We start from the raw sequence: 19090 nt of genomic DNA, 5'->3' as shown, positions 1-19090 counted from the left end.
GCGGCCAGATGCCGCTCCACATGCGGCTGCCGAAGCGCGGCTTCAACAACATCTTTGCCAAGGATTATGCCGAGGTGAACCTGGGCGCGATCCAGAAGGCGGTAGATGGCGGCAAGCTCGACGCCGGCGCGACGATCGACCAGGCGGCGCTGGATGCCGCGGGACTGACGCGCGGCGGCAAGCACGGCGTGCGCTTGCTCGGCAAGGGCGAGTTCTCGGCCCGGCTGGCGTTCAACGTCGCCGGCGTGTCGGCCTCCGCGCGCGAAGCGGTCGAGAAGGCCGGTGGATCGGTCACCGTGATCGAGGTCGTTCCCGCCGCTGAAAAGGCCGCCGCGAAGAAGGGCAAGGCCCGGCTGGCACGGATCGCCGACAAGGATGCCAGGAAGGCGGCGGCAAAGGCCTGATCGGCTCCTCGCGCCGCCTTCGCTCCCGGAGGGATTAGACAAGCCCCGCGACGTGACTATATGAACGGCGCAAGGGGCGCCGCCGGACGCGCCACCGTACAGTTTCAAGGCATCAACCATTCATGGCATCCGCAGCCGATTCCCTCGCCAGCAGCATCAGCCTGTCGAAATTCGCCCAGGCGACCGACCTGAAGAAGCGGCTGTGGTTCACGATCGGCGCGCTGATCGTGTTCCGGTTGCTCAGCTACATCCCGCTGCCCGGCGTCGATCCAACCGCGCTTGGCGCGCTGGCGCAGCGCACGACCGGCGGCGTGCTCGATTTCTTCAACAACTTTTCGGGCGGGTCGTTCAAGCGCGCCAGCATCATCGCGCTGGGCGTGATGCCCTATATCACCGCCTCGATCGTGGTGCAGTTGGCGACGTCGCTGTCGCCGACGCTGGCGAGCATCAAGAAGGAAGGCGAGAGCGGGCGCAAGCGGCTCAACCAATATACCCGCTATGGCACGGTGGGGCTGACCGCGATCCAGGGCTATTTCGTCGCCGCGACGCTGGAGGCGCAGAACGTCTCGGTCGAGCCGGGCATGCTGTTCCGCATCGGCGTCGTCGTCAGCCTGGTCGGGGGCACGATGTTCCTGATGTGGCTGGGCGAACAGATTACCGCGCGGGGGATCGGCAACGGCGTGTCGCTGATCATCATGGCGGGCATCGTCGCCAATCTGCCGACCAACCTCTATAATCTGGCCGAGGGCGGCAGGACCGGTGATCTGGGGGCCGGGCGGCTGATCGGCATCATCGTCGCGGTCGTGGCGATCGTGCTGTTCATCTGCTTCATGGAGCGCGCCCAGCGTCGCATCCTGATCCAATATCCCAAGCGCCAGACCGCGCGCGGCGTTCAGTCCGATCGCAGCCATTTGCCGCTCAAGCTCAACACCGCAGGCGTGATCCCGCCGATCTTCGCCTCGTCGCTGCTGCTGATGCCGCTGACCATCACCCAGTTCGCCGGCAGCAAGGTGCAAGGCGAGAGCTGGTGGGGCGACGTGATCATCACGCTCAACCAATATCTCCAGCACGGCAGCCCGATCTACATGGCGCTGTACGGGGCGGGCATCATCTTCTTCTCGTTCTTCTACACCGCCGTCGTGTTCAATCCGGAAGAGACCGCCGATAACCTGAAGCGTTATGGCGGGTTCATTCCCGGCATCCGTCCGGGCAAGAATACCGAAGTCTATTTCGATTACGTGCTGACCCGGATCACCGTGATCGGCGCCGGATATCTCGCGATCATCTGCCTGGTGCCCGAATACCTGGTGTCGGCGCTCAAGATTCCGTTCTATCTGGGGGGTACGAGCTTGTTGATCGTGGTCAACGTCACGATGGATACGGTGACGCAGATCCAGTCGCATTTGCTGGCGCATCAATATGGCGACCTGATCAAGAAGGCCAAGCTGAAGGGCGGCCGTCTCCGCTGAACCGAGCGGGAGGATAGGGGAGACGGGTGTGAACATCATTCTGCTGGGGCCGCCGGGCGCGGGCAAGGGAACCCAGGCAAGCCGGCTGGAGGCTGATCGCGGCATGGTCCAGCTGTCGACCGGCGACATGCTGCGCGCCGCGGTCAAGGCGGGCACGCCAACGGGCATCAAGGCCAAGGCGGTGATGGAAGCCGGCGAGTTGGTGTCCGACGAGATCGTCTCGGGCATCATCGGCGAGCGGCTCGACATGTCCGATACCGCGCAGGGGGCGATCTTCGATGGCTATCCCCGTACGGCGGCCCAGGCGGCCTCGCTTGATTCGTTGCTGGAGGAGCGCGGACGCAAATTGGATTACGTGATCGAGCTGGACGTCGACGAAGAAGCATTGGTCGAACGGATCGTCGGACGCTATACCTGCGCCGCTTGCGGCGCGGGGTATCACGACACCTTTCTTCGGCCCGCGACCGCCGGGGTCTGCGACGTGTGCGGCTCCGGGGACTTCAGGCGCCGGCCTGACGACAATGAGGTGACGGTGCGCACGCGCATGGCCGAATACCGCGCCAAGACCGCGCCGATCCTCCCGATCTACGAAAGGCGCGGCCTGGTTCGCCGGGTCGACGGCATGGCGGACATCGGCCGTGTGACGGCGGCGATCGCGGCTGTTCTCGACGGGCAATAAGTCAGCGGGCGGGGCGCCGTTGACGGAAAATCAATCCATTACGTCCGGCTTGCTTGACAGCCGTTTCATACCGACTTAGGTGATGTCGCTTCCGACACAACGGCTGCGACGGCGCTCCTTTGCGTCCGTCGTATTTTCGCGTTGCGCGGCTATAATGCGATGAGATGGGGTACGTGGCAGCCATGCCGTCCCCGTGGAGCTGGGAGAACAACTTTCATGGCACGTATCGCGGGCGTCAATATCCCGACCAACAAGCGCGTGGTGATCGCGCTGACCTATATCCACGGCATCGGTCCGACCAAGGCCAGGGAGCTCACCACCAAGCTGAACATTGCGCCGGAGCGTCGGGTTCAGGACCTGACCGATCAGGAAGTGCTGCAGATCCGCGAAGCGATCGATGCAGGCTATACGGTCGAGGGTGATCTTCGTCGTGAGACCGCGATGAACATCAAGCGGCTGATGGACCTGGCTTGCTATCGCGGCCTGCGCCATCGCAAGGGCCTGCCGGTCCGCGGCCAGCGCACGCACACCAATGCGCGTACCCGCAAGGGCAAGGCGAAGCCGATCGCGGGCAAGAAGAAGTAAAACGTCTGGGGGACGTTTTACTCCGCCGGGGGCAGGCATGAGGCTGACAGCCCGCCGCTCTCCGCATCAGGATTAGGGAATTAGACCATGGCACGTGAACCTCAGCGCATTAAGCGGCGCGAGCGCAAGAACATCACCTCTGGCGTCGCGCATGTGAACGCCAGTTTCAACAACACGATGATCACCATCACCGATGCCCAGGGCAATGCAATCAGTTGGTCGTCGGCCGGCATGATGGGGTTCAAGGGCTCGCGCAAGTCGACCCCCTATGCGGCTCAGGTCGCCGCCGAGGATGCCGGCAAGAAGGCCGCCGAGCACGGCGTCCGCACGCTGGAGGTGGAGGTGAAGGGCCCGGGTTCGGGCCGCGAATCCGCGCTGCGCGCGCTCCAGGCGGTCGGTTTCCAGATCACGTCGATCCGCGACGTCACCTCGATCCCGCACAATGGCGTACGCCCGTCAAAGCGTCGTCGCGTCTGATCCGCCCGTCCGGCGCGCGGTTGATCGCGCTGCGCCGGTTTTCTTCCATGCCGCGGACCAACGTCCGTGGCCCAAAATAGAGGGACCTCCCCCGTGTCCGTCAATGCAAAGAACTGGCAGGAATTGAAGAAGCCCAGCGGCCTGGAAAAGAAGGCTGGTGGCGATGGCAAGCGCAAGGCGGTATTCGTCGCCGAGCCGCTGGAGCGCGGCTTTGGCTTGACGCTGGGCAATGCGCTGCGCCGCGTGTTGCTGTCCTCGCTGCAGGGTGCGGCGGTAACGTCGATCAAGATCGAGAACGTCCTTCACGAATTCAGCTCGCTGGCGGGGGTCCGCGAGGACGTGACCGACATCGTGCTCAACGTGAAGCAGATCGCGCTCAAGATGCAGGGGGAGGGGCCCAAGCGCCTCCAACTGGCAGCGACCGGTCCGGCCGATGTAAAGGCCGGTGACATTGCGGTGTCGGGCGACATCGAGGTGATGAACCCCGATCTGCTGATCTGCCACCTGGACGAGGGCGCGACGCTCAACATGGAACTGACCGCCGACGTGGGCAAGGGCTATGTCGCGGCAATCGCCAATCGTCCCGCCGACGCGCCGATCGGGCTGATTCCGGTCGACGCGCTCTACTCGCCGGTTCGCCAGGTGTCGTACAAGGTCGAGAATACCCGCGTCGGGCAGGAGCTTGACTATGACAAGCTGACGCTCACGGTGGAAACCGACGGTACTCTCACTCCCGACGACGCCCTGGCCTATGCCGGCCGCATCCTGCAGGATCAGCTGGCGCTGTTCGTCCATTTCGACGATTCATCGATCTCGCGCTCGACCCCGATCGGTGTCGCCGTCCCCGCCGCCGACAGCGGCATCACCGGCGATACGCAACAGATCAACCGCTATTTGCTCAAGAAGGTCGACGAACTCGAACTGTCGGTGCGATCGGCCAATTGCCTCAAGAACGACAACATCATCTATATCGGCGATCTGGTGGGCAAGACCGAGGCGGAGATGCTGCGCACCCCGAACTTCGGCCGCAAGTCGCTCAACGAGATCAAGGAAGTGCTGTCGTCGATGGGCTTGCGGCTGGGCATGGAAATCCCCGGCTGGCCGCCCGAGAATATCGAGGAGATGGCCAAGAAGCTGGAACAGGAGATCATGGGCTGAGCCGTACGGATCAGCACAAGCTGATCCCAAGACGGCATAAGCCCGGCCGGCAGGTCGGCGAAGCCGGTCCTGTCCGACGACGCGGTTTGCCGCGGTGGGCTCCTACACCGCCTTTAATGGTGTCCTCCCTGAGCAGGCCGGGAGGAGCTGAAGAAGGCAATGGGTACTGGCCTCAACAGTACCTGGATCGGGGTACCTCATCCGGCCCCCCTACGAACGAAGGAATGAAACATGCGCCACAAGGTAGGCGGTCGCAAGCTGCAACGGACCTCGGCACATCGCGCCGCCCTGTTCCGCAACATGGCCGCCGCGCTCATCAAGCACGAGCAGATCACCACGACGGTCGCCAAGGCGAAGGAGCTTCGGCCCTATGTCGAAAAGCTGGTCACGCTGGCGAAAAAAGGGGGGCTGTCGAACCGCCGCCTGGCGCACGCCCGCCTGCTCGATGATGCGCAACTAACCAAATTGTTCGACGTGCTGGCCGATCGCTATGCCGGTCGCGCGGGAGGCTATATTCGTATCGTCAAGGCCGGTGTCCGGGCGTCGGATGCCTCGCCGATGGCAATCATCGAGTTCGTCGATCGCGATGTCGATGCCAAGGGGCAGGATTCTGGTCCGGTGACGGTCGACGACGACGAGTATGATGCCGCCGCCTGATCGCATCCGCTGCTGACAAGAAGGGGCCGCACTCCTCCCGGGAAGAGAAGAGTGCGGCCCTCTGCTATTGGAGAGTCAACGGCAGCGGACGTCGCTGTTCTGCTGGTCGACCGACTTGCCCAGCAACGCGCCCAATGCGCCGCCGATCAGCGTGCCGGCAACGCGGTTGCGTCCGCCATCGACCACGTTGCCCAGGACACCGCCCGCGGCGCCGCCGATGATCAGCCCGGTCGTCCCGTCCGAGCGCTTGCAATAATAACGGCCATCGGAACCGCGATAGACCTGGTCGTTGGCGCTCAGCCTGCGCTCCTGATAACGCGGATCGTCGCGATAGTCGCGCGAGGCATCATAGGTCGTGGCATAGCGGCTGTCGTCATAGCTCTGGTCATAGCGTGGATCGCGATATTGCTGGTCGCGATACGCACCGCTCCGGCGGCGGGCATCGTCATAATAGCCGCGCTCGCGATCATAGACCGTCTGCTCCTGCTGGAAGCGACGCTGCGCGGCGTCCCAGCGACGTTGTTCGGAAGCGGTCTGTGCGGTCGCCGGCACGGCCAGCGAGGTAAGCAGTACAGCCCCCAGGGTGAGTTGGCGGAACATCGTCATTTCTCCTTGATGGAATGCGTCAACGCGCGAGAAGCGTAACGGGTCCGTATCGGCTTCTTAGCGACGCCTGGGTTGCTGCCCGGTGAATGAGTGATAGTGTAACAACCTTCGCCTTCGTGGAGTATCAAGATGCGCCCTGCCGTCACGATTGCTCTTTTTGCCTTCGCCGTTCCCGCCATCGCCCAGACGAGTTCAATGGTCAGCCCCATCCCTTACCCGACCGCCGACCGTGGCGAAATCGTCGATGAGCAGTTCGGGGTGAAGGTCGCCGATCCCTATCGCTGGCTGGAGAACGACGTACGCACCGACCCGCGCGTCAAGGCGTGGGTAGAGGCCGAGAACAAGGTCACCGATGCCTATCTGGCGACCTTGCCGGGGCGCGCGATCTTCAAGGATCGGCTGAAGGCGCTGATCGATTACGAGCGCGTCGGCACCCCCATCAAGCGGGGTGGTCGCTATTTCTACACGCGTAATGCTGGGCTGCAGAATCAGGCGGTGCTGTACGTCCGGGACAGGGTTGATGGACCGGGGCGGGCGTTGCTCGATCCCAACGGATGGTCGGCCGATGGCGCCACCGCGCTGGGCGAATGGGCGCCGAGCGAGGACGGGCGCAAGCTGGCCTATGCGATCCAGGACGGCGGGACCGATTGGCGCACCATCAGGATCCTGGACGTCGACACCGGCAAGGTCATGGACGACATTGTGGAATGGGTTAAGTTCTCGGGCCTGGCATGGGCAAAGGATGGGTCGGGCTTCTATTATTCACGCTTCCCAGCGCCGCCTGAAGGCAAGAAGTTCCAGTCGCTCAACGAGAACCAGGCGGTCTATTTTCACCGGCTCGGCACGCCGCAAGCGGGCGACAAGCTGATCTATGCGACGCCCGACACTCCCAGGCGCGGCCACGGCGCGGAGGTGACCGACGACGGCAGGTGGCTGGTCATCACCACCACCGAGGGCACCGACAATCGCTACGAGATCACTGTCATCGACCTGACCGCGCCGATCCCGAAGCCGCGGACGATCGTGAAGGGGCTGGAGAATGAATGGACGCTGGCCGGCAATGTCGGCGGCAATTTCTACTGGAAGACCAACAAGGATGCGCCCCGCGGCCGGATCGTGGCGACCAACCTGGAGGCGCGCTCGGCCGACGTTCCGATGGTCGAGCTGGTGCCCCAGGAAAAGTCGGTGCTGGAAAGTGCGGTCATTGTCGGCGGGCGGCTGATTACCGAATATCTGGTCGATGTAAAGTCGGAGATCAGGCGCTTCACGCTGGACGGCAAGCCCGATGGCGTCGTGCCGCTGCCCGGGATCGGCGCGGTCAGCGGGTTCGGCGGCAAGGCCGATGAGGCCGAGACCTTCTTCGCGTTCACCAGCTATACGACGCCCTCGACGATCTATCGCTATGACGTGGCCAGCGGCCAGGCGACCGTCTGGGCCCGGCCGAAGGTCGCCTTCGATCCCGCCGACTATGTCGTTTCCCAGGTCTTCTGCCCCTCGAAGGACAAGACCGCGATCCCGATGTTCATCGTCCGCCGAAAGGACGTTACGGGGCCCGCGCCCACGTTGCTCTACGCCTATGGCGGGTTCAACATATCGATGACTCCCGCCTTTTCGGCCACGCGCGTGGCCTGGCTGGAGCAGGGCGGGGTGCTGGCCGTCGCCAATATCCGCGGCGGCGGCGAATATGGCAAGGCTTGGCACGATGCGGGGCGGCTGGGCAACAAGCAGAACGTGTTTGACGACTTCATCGCCGCGGGAGAATATCTAAAAGCCAAAAACTACACCGGCCCCAACCAACTGGCGATCGAGGGCGGGTCGAACGGCGGCCTGCTGATTGGCGCGGTGGTCAACCAGCGCCCTGATCTGTTCGCCGCCGCGCTGCCTCAGGTCGGGGTAATGGACATGTTGCGTTTCGACCGTTTCACCGCCGGCCGATATTGGGTCGACGATTACGGCTATCCGTCGAGGGAGGCCGACTTCCGCGCGCTTTACGCTTATTCTCCTTACCACAATATTCGCAGCGGGCGGCCCTATCCGGCGATCCTGGCGGCGACCGCCGATACAGACGATAGGGTGGTGCCGGGGCATACGTTTAAATATACCGCGATGCTGCAATCCATGGATCTGGGGCCAAAACCCCGCTTGGTGCGCATCGAAACGCGCGCCGGTCACGGTTCCGGCAAGCCGACCGACAAGATCATCGAGGAGACCGCCAGCGACTGGGCGTTCATTGCCAGATGGACGGGAATGACGGTCAAGCCGATGCGGTGATGACGCCGGCGTTGCGGCCCGGCGGTTGCCGGTGTCCTGCCGACCCTGGCCATGACCGCGCCAATTTGGTTGAAATCGGACTCGAACTTCCACCCGACAGGACGCACACTTTAACCGACAGCGTGGAGGGACGAGTCATGGGAAGTCAGATGTTCTTGAAAGCCAGCGAGATAAAAGTAAAAGAAACGGATATTCAAGGAGATGTACTGGTCGGCCTGCAGAAGAAGGCCGAGATATTCCTCTTTTTCAAGATCGTCGAATCGTCGCTTTTCAAAAAGGCGTTGAACGAACTTTCCAAGCACGTCGCGACGACGCAGCAGACCCGGATATACGAGGAAAGTCATCAGGGCGACGTGATCAAGGTCAATATCGCGTTTACGGCCAACGGCTTGAGGGACCTGGGGTCGCCCGCGCCGGCGAACGCCGACCCCGCCTTTCTCGACGGCATGAAGAAGCGTGCGGCGGCCTTGGGCGACGATGTCGCCCATGATTGGCGGCCCGAATATCGTGATGAGGTTTTCGATGGCGTCCTGCTGGTAGCGGCGTGGGACAAGGATCCGGAAACGGCCCGCAAGCTGGCGCGGCAGCGCGCGGACAAGGTGGTCGCCGATTTCGGCAAGACCCCCGCAGGCCACGGCGTCATGCTCGAAGCGCATCGCGAGGAAGGCGTGGTCAACGTATTCGTCGTCAACAACAAGCCGACATTCGGTCACGAGGCCTTCGGCTTTGCCGACGGTGTCTCGCAACCGGCGGTCGAGGGGCTGCATCGACCGGTGGTGGATGACGATCAAAGCTTTGCCGGGCAGGACATCGTCGCCGCCGGCAATTTCATTCTCGATCATGCGGCGCCGGCCCCGTGGATGGTCAACGGCTCTTACCTGGCGTTCCGGCGGCTGCGTCAGGACGTTCCGGCGTTCGACCATTATGTGAGCGCCAACTTTGCGGGGCTGGCGGATAACAAGGATCAGTTCGCCGCACGCCTCATCGGACGATGGAAGGACGGTAGCCCGATCGCCCGCGATCCGCTGGCGTCCAATCCGGCGCATAATGAAGACGTCCCGACCGAAAATAACGATTTCGATTTCGGGGTGCAGGGCACCGCGCAGGATCGATGCCCGTTCAATGCCCATATCCGCCGGGTCTATCCGCGCGCCGATATCCAGGATGGTCCCGGCAATTCGGAAGACCGCCGTATCCTGCGCGCCGGCATCGCCTATAATTACGAAAAGTCCCGGCCCGACGACCGGGGGCTGCTGTTCGCATGCTATCAGAGTTCGATCGTCGACAAGTTCGAATTCATCCAGATCAGCTGGGCGAACGCCTCCTCCATCCCTTTCCAGCCCCCATACGTGAAGGGGTCGAAGGGCGTCATGCCGGACAAGCCGGGGATCGATCTGATCATCGGCCAGGGCGCCCAGCCGCGCGATGCGACCTGGGCGACCGGAACGCTGAAGGCGGTGCCGAAATTCGTCACCTCGACCGGGGGCGACTATTTCTTTTCGCCATCGATCTCCGGGTTGCGCCATCTGGCCGGGTTCGGCTGATGCTGATTGCCCGCGGGCCCATGCGCCGCGGGCAGCGCAATGGACGGGCAACCATGCGTGGGGCAGCGGGCCGTGGCTGGGGCAGACATGTCTGGCGAGTCATAGCCTCACTGTCTATGGGGCGCCATGACCAAGCCAAGCGACTCGATCCTGATCGTCGACTTCGGCAGCCAGGTGACGCAGCTGATCGCCCGCCGCGTCCGGGAGGCGGGCGTTTATAGCGAGATCGTGCCATTCACCACCGCCGCCGACGCCTTTGCCCGGATGCGGCCGCGCGGCGTGATCCTGTCGGGCAGCCCGGCGAGCGTGCTGGACGCCGACAGCCCGCGCATTCCACTTGCGATCCTCGACAGCGGATTGCCGCTGATGGGCATCTGCTATGGCCAGCAGGTCATGATGCATCAGCTGGGCGGTACGGTCGAGCTTGGCGTCAGCGGCGAGTTCGGGCGCGCATTCATCACGATCGACGACCGTTGCGCGCTGTTCGACGGGCTGTGGGCGGAGGGCGAGACGCATCAGGTGTGGATGAGCCACGGCGACAAGGTGACCGCGCTTGCTCCCGGCTTCCGCCCGGTCGCCGCGAGTGCCGGCGCGCCGTTCGCGGTGATCGCAGACGACACGCGGCGCTATTACGCGATGCAGTTCCACCCGGAGGTCGTCCATACGCCCGATGGCGCCCGCCTGATCGCCAATTTCACGCGGCACGTCTGCGGGTTGACCGGCGACTGGACGATGGCCGAGTTCCGTGAAGCCAAGCTGGCGGAGATTCGCGCCCAGGTCGGCAACGGCCGTGTCATCTGCGGCTTGTCGGGCGGGGTCGACAGCGCGGTCGCCGCAGTGCTGATCCATGAGGCGCTAAAGGATTCGGGCGGCCACCAGCTGACCTGCGTGTTCGTCGATCACGGCCTGATGCGCGCAGGCGAGGCGGACCAGGTCGTCAGCCTGTTCCGCAACCATTACAACATCCCGCTCGTGCACGTTAACGCGGAGGCACTGTTCATGAACGGCCTCGCCGGGGTCACCGACCCCGAGGCCAAGCGCAAGTTCATCGGCAAGACCTTCATCGACGTGTTCGAGGAGGAAGCGTGCAAGATCGGCGGTGCCGAGTTCCTGGCGCAGGGCACGCTCTATCCCGACGTGATCGAGAGTGTGAGCTTCACCGGCGGCCCGTCGGTGACGATCAAGAGCCACCACAATGTCGGCGGACTACCTGCGCGGATGAACATGCAGCTGGTCGAGCCGCTGCGCGAACTGTTCAAGGACGAGGTGCGCGTGCTGGGCCGCGAACTGGGCCTGCCGGACGCCTTTGTCGGGCGCCATCCGTTTCCGGGACCGGGCCTGGCCATCCGCATCCCGGGCGAAGTCACGCGCGACCGCTGCGAAACCTTGCGGAAGGCGGATGCCATCTATCTTGAGGAGATCAGGAACGCCGGCCTGTACGATGCCATATGGCAGGCATTCGCGGTGCTGCTGCCGGTGCGCAGCGTCGGCGTGATGGGCGATGGCCGGACATATGACAACGTGCTGGCATTGCGCGCGGTGACGTCCACCGACGGGATGACCGCGGATGCCTTCCACTTTTCGGGCGAGTTCCTGTCGCGAGTCGCAACGCGAATCATCAACGAGGTTCGCGGCATCAATCGCGTGACCTATGATTACACCTCAAAGCCGCCGGGTACGATCGAGTGGGAATGAAGAAGACTCAATTATCGCACTAGGTGCGATTACGGGTTCATCCTTCGCTGCAGAGTGCCGCATGGCCTTCCGCCAGGCAGATTTCTGCCTTTCTGTCACTATAAGGCTGGAATCTGTTCATGTCAGCAGCTGTGTCGAAATGCCGAGCATCGAACCGGCTTCGGCAAACCGCCGGTCGAGCGTGTGCACCGTAGCGCCCTGAAAAACGCCATTTCCAGCCGAGCGGCTCTGGTGCCAAGCGACCGGCTGTTGCATCGTCGAGCGAATGAGGGAGCGTTGTACATGTGGTCGCTCATATTGCAGATAGCGATGATGACCATGCTTGGCGGCGTGGCGCTGGCCGCGCCGGGCAAGGATCCGGCGCCACTGGTGCTGGCGGGCGATGGCCTGGCCGCGGGCGGCAAGACGTTGAAATTCGATCGTACGGCCAAGGCGCAGGCGATCGCAATCGTCACGGTAGTGCGCGGCAAGCCGTTGAAGCTGGGTAATCACGGCGATTGCGGACAGGGTGACGAGATCGGTTTCGCGACCTTTGCGGGCGGACTTGAACTCTCCTTTGTCAAGGGCAAGCTGTCGGGCTGGACGGTGGACGAGGGCGGCGATGCCAGGCTCCGGACGGCCAGGGGCATCGGCCTGGGATCGACCCTGGCGGCGGTCAGGAAAGCCTATCCGGATGTCGATATAGAGGATTTTTCGGACAGCGGCGGACCCGGACCCAGCTTTCAGCGCGAGGGCGGTCCCAATGGCTTCCTCAACGGCAAGACCGCGTCGGCCAGGGTCACCGATCTCTGGGCGGGGGCGACGTGCATGGCCGGCATCTGACGGCCGTCGCTCTATCGGTGCGCCGCCAGACGGAGGACAAGGAACCCGGCCAGCCCCGACAGCAGCGAGCCGAGCAGGATGCCGATCTTGGCCTGTTCGACCAGCTGACCCTGACCCGGAAAGGCCAGCGCGCCGATGAACAGGCTCATCGTGAAGCCGATCCCGCAAAGCAGCGCGATGCCGTATATTTGCATCCAGCTCGCGCCGCGCGGCTTGCGCGCCAGGCCAAGCCGCACGGCCAGCAGGATGCCGGCGAAGATGCCGATCTGCTTGCCCAGGAACAGCCCGCCGGCGATCGCCAGCGGCAATGGCGACAGCAGGTCCGCCGGACCGATCCCGGCCAGCGACACCCCGGCATTGGCAAACCCGAATAACGGGACGATGGCATAGGCCACCGGCGGATGAAGCGCGTGTTCCAGCCGCAGCAGCGGCATATCGACTGGCTCGACCGGCTCGACCGGCTCGACCGGCTCGACGCCGGTGCGGGTCGGCACCACCAGCGCCGTCAGCACGCCGGCAATGGTCGCGTGCACGCCCGACTGGAACAGCGCGAACCACAGCAGTGCGAAGCCGGCCAGATAGGGCCACAGCGTCGTCACCCCGCGCCGGTTGACCATCACCAGCACCGCCAGGATGCCGGCGGCGATTGTCAGCCAGGCAAGTTCGACCCCGACGGTATAGACCAGTGCGATGATCGCCACCGCGCCCATGTCGTCGACGATGGCGACGGTGACGAGAAACAGCTTGAGCGAGGCGGGTATGCGGTCGCCGAGCAGGGCAAGCACGCCGACGGCAAAAGCGATGTCGGTCGCCGCCGGGATCGCCCAGCCGGCGGCCAGGCCGGGAGTGCGGCCGGCGCAGACCAGATAGACCGCCGCCGGCATGATCATCCCCGCCGCCGCGGCGACGAACGGCAAGCGACGGGCGCGGCGGCTGGACAATTCGCCATCGACCAGCTCGCGCTTGATCTCAAGCCCGACGAGCAGGAAGAACACCGCCATCAGGCCGTCGTTGATCCACAGATGGACGGTCATCGGCCCCTTTGCGGCTTCCAAGGTCGGGCCGGTCGGATATGCCAGGACATCGTGATAGGCCGGCGCCAGGGGACCGTTGGCGGCGATCATGGCCAGCGCGGCGGCGGCCATCAGGATGATGCCCCCGGCAGCCTCGCTCCGCAGGAAGTCGCGCACGGCAGAAACGGCGTCGGTCCGCCCGTTCACGCGGCGGCGCCGTGCCGGGGTGAGTCCATCGACATCCAGCCCTCAAAACGCATGTGTCACATCCAGATCGTTCGCGGACGGCCCGCGGCATAGTGCCGGCATGATGGACGCCGACCCGCCGCCGTCTTATGCTCGTGTACCATGCTGACGCTGTATGGCATTCCCAATTGCGACACCGTCCGCCGGGCGCGCTCGTGGCTGGCGCTACGCGGCGTGGGCCATGTGTTCCACGACTATAAGAAGCAGGGGATCGACGAGGCTGTACTGCGTCGCTGGGCGGCGGTTCTGGGGTGGGAGAGGATCATCAATCGCGCGGGCACGACGTTTCGCAAGCTGCCCGAGGGCGATCGTCAGGGACTCGATCAGGATTCCAATCAGGACAGGGCGATCGCGCTGATGCTTGCCCAGCCGTCGTTGATCAGGCGTCCGATGGTGGAGGGTGACGGCCTGTTGCTCGTCGGGTTCGCCGAGGAAGCCTGGCTCGCCGCCGGGATGTGACTTGCCACCGCCAGTCCGCAAGGGCAGTCTGGGTTGAAGCAGGAGAGAGACGATGTCGACCGGATTGAGGCCACCCGCATGGTTCTGGATCGTCGCCGTGCTGCTGGTGCTGTGGGAGGCGATGGGGGTGTTCTCCTGCATCCAGCAATTCCGCCTGGGCGCCGAGGCGATGGGACCGGCGACCAATTATGACCGTGCGCTTTATGCATCGCTGCCGGTCTGGTACAATTACGCCTATGCCGTCGCCACCTTCGGCGGATTGCTGGGCGGCCTCGCCTTGCTGCTCAAGGAAGCGCGCGCAGTCATCCTGTTCTGGATTTCGCTGATCGCGGTGCTGGTCATGTTCGGCTATCTGTTCGCGACCACAGATATCATTGCCCACAAGGGCGCCGGGACCGTGCTGCCGTTTCCGATCGTCATCGCGCTGGTCGGCGCCTTTTCCATCTGGTTCGCCACGATGGCGCGCGCGCGGCGCTGGATCGGCGGGCGTTAGCCCTAGGCAGTATTCGCCGGCCATGGCGACGCTGGCAGCGTCGGGCGCTAACCGCTAAGGCGTCCGCCATGTCCACGACCTTTACGATCGACACGTCAACCAGCCGCGCCACTCCCACGCCCGCGCCGATGAAACGGCTGACCGTGCCCGCGATCCAGCGGCGCAAGGTCGCAGGGCGGACCGCCGAGCCGCTGGTGATGCTGACCGCATACACCGTGCGCATGGCCCAGCTGCTCGATCCGCATTGCGACATCCTGCTGGTCGGTGATTCGCTGGGGCAGGTGGTCTACGGCCTGCCGTCGACGCTGCCGGTCACGGTCGACATGATGGTCGCGCACGGCGCGGCGGTGGTGCGGGGCAGTTACCACGCGGTGGTCGTCGTCGACATGCCGTTCGGCAGCTATGAGGCATCGCCCGCGCAGGCCTTCGCCAATGCCAGCCGTATTCTGGCCGAAACCGGCTGCGCCGCAGTCAAGCTGGAGGGTGGCGAGGCGATGGCCCCGACCATCCGCTTCCTGCGCGATCGCGGTATTCCGGTGATGGCGCATATCGGCCTTACGCCGCAGGCAATCAACGTCCTGGGCGGCTATGGCGCGCGCGGCCGGGGCCAGGAAGAGCATGCCAAGATCATGGCCGATGCCGTCGCGGTTGCCGGCGCCGGTGCCTTTGCGATGGTGCTGGAGGGCGTAATCGAGCCGATCGCGATCGAGGTGGCACGGACCAGCGACGTGCCCGTCATCGGCATCGGCGCTTCCGCCCAATGCGACGGCCAGGTGCTGGTCGCCGAGGACATGCTTGGCCTGTTCGAGCGCACGCCCAAGTTCGTCAAGCGCTTCGACGACATGGCCGGGCGCATTACCGACGCCGTCCAGCGTTATGCGGACGAGGTACGCCTCCGCCGCTTTCCGGGACCCGACCAGATCTATCCGATCAAGCCTTGACCGTCCCGCGCGTTGCGTTTGCCGTGCGCGGCGCTAAGGTCCCGCGCACTTTCCACCCGATCGGAGCTCTTGCCTTGGCCGTGCCGCCGAAGACCGATGAAGCCTTTCTCCGCGAGGTCGATGAAGAGCTGCGCCGCGATCAGCTTGCCGGCTTCTGGCGGCGCTATGGCCTGTATACGGCGGGAGGCGTCGTGCTGGTGCTGGCGGTCATCGGCGGCGTCCTGTGGTGGCAGAGCGCCGAGCGCGCGCGCGCCGAGCAACAGGGCGTCAAGCTGCAGCAGGCCTATGATGCTCTCGCCGCGGCCGACGCGGCCAAGGCCAAGCCGCTGATCGGCGATCTTACGGTGTCGGGAGAACCTGGCAATCGCGCCAGCGCGCTGTTCCTGCAGGCCGACCAGTTGCTTCAGCAACAGGATTTGAAGGGTGCGGCACGGCTGTTCGCGTCGGTCGCTGGAGATACGTCGATCGGCCAGCCGCTGCGTGACCTGGCGCTGATCCGCCAGACGTTGGCGGAATATGACACGATGAAGCCGCAGGCGGTGATCGATCGGCTCAGGCCGTTCACCGCCGGGGATTCGCCATGGCTGGGAACGGCCGGCGAGATGACCGCAGTCGCCTATCTGCGGCTGAACCGGCCCGACCAGGCGCGCGCGATGTTCCGGACGTTGGCCGCAGCTGAATCCGTTCCCGAGCCTATCCGTCAACGTGCCGTTCAGATGGCAACCGCAGAAGATCCCGCGAACGAGCAGAAGGGCAGATAATAACGATGAGGATGACCTGGAGGATGCCGGTCGCGCTGCTGGGCCTGGCGGCGCTGGGCGCTTGCGGGGTGCTGAAGGGCGGCGGCAAGAAGACGCCGGTGCTCGGCGAGCGTATCCCGATCCTGGTATCGGAAGGCGACGCCAAGATCGATCCGGCGATGGCGCAGGTCCAGGTCCTGCTGCCGGCGCCCGTCGCCAATGGCGACTGGACCCAGTCGGGCGGCAATGCCGCCAAATCCATGGGTCACTTGGCGCTGGGCGATTCGCCGGTACGGGCCTGGAGCGTCACGATTCCCGCGGGATCCAATCGCCAGCGGCTGGCCGCCGCCCCGGTGGTCGCCGACGGCAAGCTGTTCGTGGTCGACGTGAACGGTACGCTCCACGCCTTTTCGGCGACTGCCGGCGCCGCGTTGTGGACCGCGGCGGTGGCCAAGGACGACGAGAACAAGGCGGCACGATTCGGCGGCGGCGCCAGCTATGACGACGGCAAGGTGTTCGCCACCGACGGGCTGGGCGACGTGGTCGCAGTCAATGCCGCCGACGGTGCCGAATTGTGGCGGGTGAAGCCCGGCGGGCCCCTGCGCGGCGCACCGACCGTCCAGGGCGACCAACTCTATGTGCTCAGCCAGGACAACCAGCTCTATGCGCTGGCGGTCGCCAGCGGGAAGATCCTGTGGTCGTCGTCGGGATCATTGGAAAGCCAGGGCGTGTTCGGCGTCGCGGCACCCGCCGCCGCGCGCGGCACGATCGTCGCCGGCTTCTCCAGCGGGGAACTGAACGCCTATCGCTACGAAAATGGCCGTCCCTTGTGGCAGGATGCCCTGTCGCGCACCTCGGTCTCGACCTCGGTGTCCAGCCTGGCCGACATCGACGCCGATCCGGTGATCGACAGCGACAAGGTATTCTCGGTCGGGCAGGGCGGTCGCATGGTCGCCATCGACCTCGCTACCGGCCAGCGCCTGTGGGAACAGAATTTCGCCAGCATCGCCACGCCCTGGCTAGCCGGAGAATGGCTGTTCATCGTCACCGACCAGTCGAAGCTCTATTGCCTGTCGCGCGCCAACGGCAAGGTTCGCTGGATGAGTCAGTTGCGCGGGTTTCGCGTCGAGAAGAAGCGGCAGAAGAAGGACCCGCTGACCTGGTACGGACCGGTGCTCGCGGGCAACCGCCTGATCCTGACCAATTCGGTCGGCGATACCGTCTTCGTGTCGCCCGCCGACGGCACGGTCGGCCAGACGATCAACGGCAAGGTCGGCTTTTCGCTGGCGCCGGTGGTTGCGGCCGGCACCCTCTACACGCTTGACGAGCGCGGCAAGCTCTCCGCCTATCGGTAGCCGCGGCGCGGGGTGATTGTTTGGCCCCGCCCCGCGGGCTACAGCGCGGCGATGGTCCTTCCCGTTGTTGCCATCATCGGCCGACCCAATGTCGGCAAGTCGACCCTGTTCAATCGCCTGGTCGGCAAGAAGCTTGCGCTGGTCGACGACCAGCCGGGGGTGACGCGTGACAGGCGCGAGGGCGAGGGGCATCTGGTCGGGCTCGACTTTCGCGTCATCGATACCGCCGGTTACGAGGATCTCGACGCCGCGACGCTGCCCGGGCGGATGCGCCAGCAGACCGAGGCGGCGGTGGCGATGGCCGATATCGCGCTGTTCATGATCGACGCACGCGCCGGGATCGTGCCGCTCGATGAGGAGATCGCGCGATGGCTGCGCGGCACGACGACGCCGATCGTCCTGATCGCCAACAAGGCGGAAGGGCGCGCGGGCGAAAGCGGGGTGATCGAGGCGATGGCGCTCGGCCTGGGCGGTCCGGTGCAGCTATCGGCCGAGCATGGCGAAGGAATGGGGGACCTGTTCGATGCGCTGCTGCCGCACATCCCGCAGCCGGAGGCGGATGCGGTCGAGGACGAAGGTCCCGACGTGCCGCTCAAGCTGGCGATCGTCGGCCGGCCCAATGCCGGCAAGTCGACGCTGATCAACCGGATGCTCGGCGAGGATCGGCTGATCACCGGGCCCGAGGCCGGGATCACGCGTGATTCGATCGCGATCGACTGGCTGTGGGCCGATCCCAAGGGGCCGCCGCGCGCCGTCCGCCTGATCGACACCGCCGGCATGCGCAAGCGCGCCAAGGTCCAGGACAAGCTAGAGAAATTGTCGGTCGCCGACGCGCTCCACGCGGTCGACTTCGCCGAGGTCGTGGTGCTGCTGCTCGACGCGACCCTGGGGCTGGAGGCGCAGGACCTGCGCATCGCCGACCGCGTGCTGGAGGAGGGGCGCGCGCTGGTCATCGCGCTCAGCAAATGGGACGTGGCCGAGCACGCCTCGTCGTTGTTCAACGGCGTCAAGAAGGCGCTGGAGGATGGGCTGAGCCAGGTCAAGGGCGTGACGGTCGTGACCGTGTCGGGCGTCACCGGACGCGGCATCGATCAGTTGATCCAGGCGGCGTTCGACACGCGCGACGCCTGGTCGAAGCGCGTCGGCACCGGCGAGCTGAACCGCTGGTTCGAACGCGCGATCGCGGCCAATCCGCCCCCCGCGCCCGGCGGCAAGCGGATCAAGATGCGGTACGTCACCCAGGTCAAGACGCGGCCGCCCAGCTTCGTCATCTTCGGCACGCGCGTCGACCAACTGCCGGCGAGCTATGAACGCTATCTGGTCAACTCGATGCGCCGCGAGCTTGGTTTTGGCGCAGTGCCGGTACGGCTGACCCTGCGCGCGCCGAAGAATCCGTTCGATCGCGCCGCCTGATCTTCCATCAACCGCTCGTTTACGGGTTGTCGGTACATTGTGGCATCAGTCGGCGGCGCCCGA

Annotated in this window: 20 protein-coding genes; 17 read left to right on the top strand and 3 right to left on the bottom strand. The window is 64.9% G+C overall.

Annotated features, from left to right (window positions below; translation table 11 throughout):
- The 7 genes from ACFE7K_RS04035 to rplQ form a co-directional block, all read left to right on the top strand.
- Window positions 1-404: uL15 family ribosomal protein (locus tag ACFE7K_RS04035; RefSeq protein ID WP_375396875.1), on the top strand; the 404-nt coding region annotated here is incomplete at its 5' end.
- 122 nt (window positions 405-526) lie between these two features.
- Window positions 527-1873: a preprotein translocase subunit SecY gene (gene secY / locus ACFE7K_RS04030; RefSeq protein ID WP_375396874.1), complete on the top strand. Its 1347-nt coding sequence runs from the start codon at window positions 527-529 to the stop codon at window positions 1871-1873.
- Window positions 1874-1901: 28 nt separating this feature from the next.
- Complete coding sequence (locus tag ACFE7K_RS04025) at window positions 1902-2552, top strand: adenylate kinase (RefSeq protein WP_375396873.1); 651 nt, start codon at window positions 1902-1904, stop codon at window positions 2550-2552.
- 216 nt (window positions 2553-2768) lie between these two features.
- Window positions 2769-3137, top strand: coding sequence for a 30S ribosomal protein S13 (gene rpsM, locus ACFE7K_RS04020; RefSeq protein WP_375396872.1), 369 nt, complete (start codon window positions 2769-2771; stop codon window positions 3135-3137).
- A gap of 87 nt (window positions 3138-3224) precedes the next feature.
- A complete protein-coding gene (gene rpsK / locus ACFE7K_RS04015) occupies window positions 3225-3614 on the top strand; it encodes a 30S ribosomal protein S11 (protein WP_034161671.1) in 390 nt (129 codons plus the stop codon).
- A gap of 93 nt (window positions 3615-3707) precedes the next feature.
- Entirely contained in the window at window positions 3708-4772 is a 1065-nt protein-coding gene (locus ACFE7K_RS04010; protein WP_375396871.1) for a DNA-directed RNA polymerase subunit alpha, read from the top strand.
- A gap of 231 nt (window positions 4773-5003) precedes the next feature.
- A complete protein-coding gene (rplQ, locus tag ACFE7K_RS04005) occupies window positions 5004-5429 on the top strand; it encodes a 50S ribosomal protein L17 (RefSeq protein ID WP_375396870.1) in 426 nt (141 codons plus the stop codon).
- A gap of 75 nt (window positions 5430-5504) precedes the next feature.
- Here rplQ and ACFE7K_RS04000 read toward each other — a convergent pair whose 3' ends face one another.
- Both ACFE7K_RS04000 and ACFE7K_RS03995 read right to left on the bottom strand, forming a co-directional pair.
- Window positions 5505-6029, bottom strand: coding sequence for a glycine zipper 2TM domain-containing protein (locus tag ACFE7K_RS04000; protein ID WP_375396869.1), 525 nt, complete (start codon window positions 6027-6029; stop codon window positions 5505-5507).
- Window positions 6030-6031: 2 nt separating this feature from the next.
- Window positions 6032-6244 carry a hypothetical protein gene (locus tag ACFE7K_RS03995; protein WP_375396882.1) on the bottom strand — a complete coding sequence of 71 codons (213 nt, stop codon included), beginning with the start codon at window positions 6242-6244 and terminating at the stop codon, window positions 6032-6034.
- Between ACFE7K_RS03995 and ACFE7K_RS03990 the strand changes: the two genes are divergently transcribed.
- The 4 genes from ACFE7K_RS03990 to ACFE7K_RS03975 all read left to right on the top strand — a co-directional run bounded on the left by ACFE7K_RS03990 (window position 6165) and on the right by ACFE7K_RS03975 (window position 12367).
- Window positions 6165-8306 carry a prolyl oligopeptidase family protein gene (locus tag ACFE7K_RS03990; RefSeq protein WP_375396868.1) on the top strand — a complete coding sequence of 714 codons (2142 nt, stop codon included), beginning with the start codon at window positions 6165-6167 and terminating at the stop codon, window positions 8304-8306. The genes ACFE7K_RS03995 and ACFE7K_RS03990 overlap by 80 nt on opposite strands.
- Window positions 8273-9850 carry a Dyp-type peroxidase gene (locus tag ACFE7K_RS03985; protein ID WP_375396867.1) on the top strand — a complete coding sequence of 526 codons (1578 nt, stop codon included), beginning with the start codon at window positions 8273-8275 and terminating at the stop codon, window positions 9848-9850. Before ACFE7K_RS03990 ends, ACFE7K_RS03985 begins: the two co-directional genes overlap by 34 nt.
- A gap of 126 nt (window positions 9851-9976) precedes the next feature.
- Window positions 9977-11545, top strand: coding sequence for a glutamine-hydrolyzing GMP synthase (guaA, locus tag ACFE7K_RS03980; RefSeq protein WP_375396866.1), 1569 nt, complete (start codon window positions 9977-9979; stop codon window positions 11543-11545).
- Between the two features lie 309 nt (window positions 11546-11854).
- Window positions 11855-12367 (top strand): hypothetical protein, encoded by a 513-nt coding sequence (locus tag ACFE7K_RS03975; RefSeq protein WP_375396865.1) that lies wholly within the window; start codon window positions 11855-11857, stop codon window positions 12365-12367.
- Between the two features lie 11 nt (window positions 12368-12378).
- Here the strand turns inward: ACFE7K_RS03975 and nhaA are convergent, their stop codons facing one another.
- Window positions 12379-13587 carry a Na+/H+ antiporter NhaA gene (gene nhaA / locus ACFE7K_RS03970; RefSeq protein ID WP_375396864.1) on the bottom strand — a complete coding sequence of 403 codons (1209 nt, stop codon included), beginning with the start codon at window positions 13585-13587 and terminating at the stop codon, window positions 12379-12381.
- A gap of 141 nt (window positions 13588-13728) precedes the next feature.
- Between nhaA and ACFE7K_RS03965 the strand changes: the two genes are divergently transcribed.
- The 6 genes from ACFE7K_RS03965 (at window position 13729) to der (ending at window position 19027) form a co-directional block, all read left to right on the top strand.
- Complete coding sequence (locus ACFE7K_RS03965; RefSeq protein WP_375396863.1) at window positions 13729-14085, top strand: arsenate reductase; 357 nt, start codon at window positions 13729-13731, stop codon at window positions 14083-14085.
- A gap of 52 nt (window positions 14086-14137) precedes the next feature.
- Window positions 14138-14578, top strand: coding sequence for a hypothetical protein (locus ACFE7K_RS03960; RefSeq protein WP_375396862.1), 441 nt, complete (start codon window positions 14138-14140; stop codon window positions 14576-14578).
- 68 nt (window positions 14579-14646) lie between these two features.
- Window positions 14647-15519, top strand: coding sequence for a 3-methyl-2-oxobutanoate hydroxymethyltransferase (panB, locus tag ACFE7K_RS03955; RefSeq protein WP_375396861.1), 873 nt, complete (start codon window positions 14647-14649; stop codon window positions 15517-15519).
- A gap of 80 nt (window positions 15520-15599) precedes the next feature.
- Window positions 15600-16280 carry a tetratricopeptide repeat protein gene (locus tag ACFE7K_RS03950; protein ID WP_375396860.1) on the top strand — a complete coding sequence of 227 codons (681 nt, stop codon included), beginning with the start codon at window positions 15600-15602 and terminating at the stop codon, window positions 16278-16280.
- A gap of 5 nt (window positions 16281-16285) precedes the next feature.
- Window positions 16286-17614 (top strand): PQQ-binding-like beta-propeller repeat protein, encoded by a 1329-nt coding sequence (locus ACFE7K_RS03945; protein WP_375396859.1) that lies wholly within the window; start codon window positions 16286-16288, stop codon window positions 17612-17614.
- A gap of 51 nt (window positions 17615-17665) precedes the next feature.
- Window positions 17666-19027: a ribosome biogenesis GTPase Der gene (gene der / locus ACFE7K_RS03940; RefSeq protein WP_375396858.1), complete on the top strand. Its 1362-nt coding sequence runs from the start codon at window positions 17666-17668 to the stop codon at window positions 19025-19027.
- The last annotated feature ends 63 nt before the right edge of the window (window positions 19028-19090 follow it).

This window comes from uncultured Sphingomonas sp., assembly GCF_964244265.1.
Taxonomy (GTDB): Bacteria; Pseudomonadota; Alphaproteobacteria; order Sphingomonadales; family Sphingomonadaceae; genus Sphingomonas.
The sequence above is the reverse complement of the archived record's forward strand: the minus strand, read 5'-3'. Positions and strand labels throughout refer to the sequence as shown.

Bases quoted from the DNA above. Each gene is read 5' to 3' on its own strand.
- panB (WP_375396861.1), top strand. From the start codon at position 14,647: ATGTCCACGACCTTTACGATCGACACGTCAACCAGCCGCGCCACTCCC.
- ACFE7K_RS03975 (WP_375396865.1), top strand. From the start codon at position 11,855: ATGATGACCATGCTTGGCGGCGTGGCGCTGGCCGCGCCGGGCAAGGAT.
- ACFE7K_RS03990 (WP_375396868.1), top strand. From the start codon at position 6,165: ATGCGCCCTGCCGTCACGATTGCTCTTTTTGCCTTCGCCGTTCCCGCC.
- der (WP_375396858.1), top strand. From the start codon at position 17,666: ATGGTCCTTCCCGTTGTTGCCATCATCGGCCGACCCAATGTCGGCAAG.
- ACFE7K_RS03945 (WP_375396859.1), top strand. From the start codon at position 16,286: ATGAGGATGACCTGGAGGATGCCGGTCGCGCTGCTGGGCCTGGCGGCG.
- ACFE7K_RS03965 (WP_375396863.1), top strand. From the start codon at position 13,729: ATGCTGACGCTGTATGGCATTCCCAATTGCGACACCGTCCGCCGGGCG.
- guaA (WP_375396866.1), top strand. From the start codon at position 9,977: ATGACCAAGCCAAGCGACTCGATCCTGATCGTCGACTTCGGCAGCCAG.
- rplQ (WP_375396870.1), top strand. From the start codon at position 5,004: ATGCGCCACAAGGTAGGCGGTCGCAAGCTGCAACGGACCTCGGCACAT.
- secY (WP_375396874.1), top strand. From the start codon at position 527: ATGGCATCCGCAGCCGATTCCCTCGCCAGCAGCATCAGCCTGTCGAAA.
- ACFE7K_RS03995 (WP_375396882.1), bottom strand. From the start codon at position 6,244: ATGGGGCTGACCATTGAACTCGTCTGGGCGATGGCGGGAACGGCGAAG.
- ACFE7K_RS04000 (WP_375396869.1), bottom strand. From the start codon at position 6,029: ATGTTCCGCCAACTCACCCTGGGGGCTGTACTGCTTACCTCGCTGGCC.
- rpsK (WP_034161671.1), top strand. From the start codon at position 3,225: ATGGCACGTGAACCTCAGCGCATTAAGCGGCGCGAGCGCAAGAACATC.
- ACFE7K_RS03960 (WP_375396862.1), top strand. From the start codon at position 14,138: ATGTCGACCGGATTGAGGCCACCCGCATGGTTCTGGATCGTCGCCGTG.
- rpsM (WP_375396872.1), top strand. From the start codon at position 2,769: ATGGCACGTATCGCGGGCGTCAATATCCCGACCAACAAGCGCGTGGTG.
- ACFE7K_RS03985 (WP_375396867.1), top strand. From the start codon at position 8,273: ATGGACGGGAATGACGGTCAAGCCGATGCGGTGATGACGCCGGCGTTG.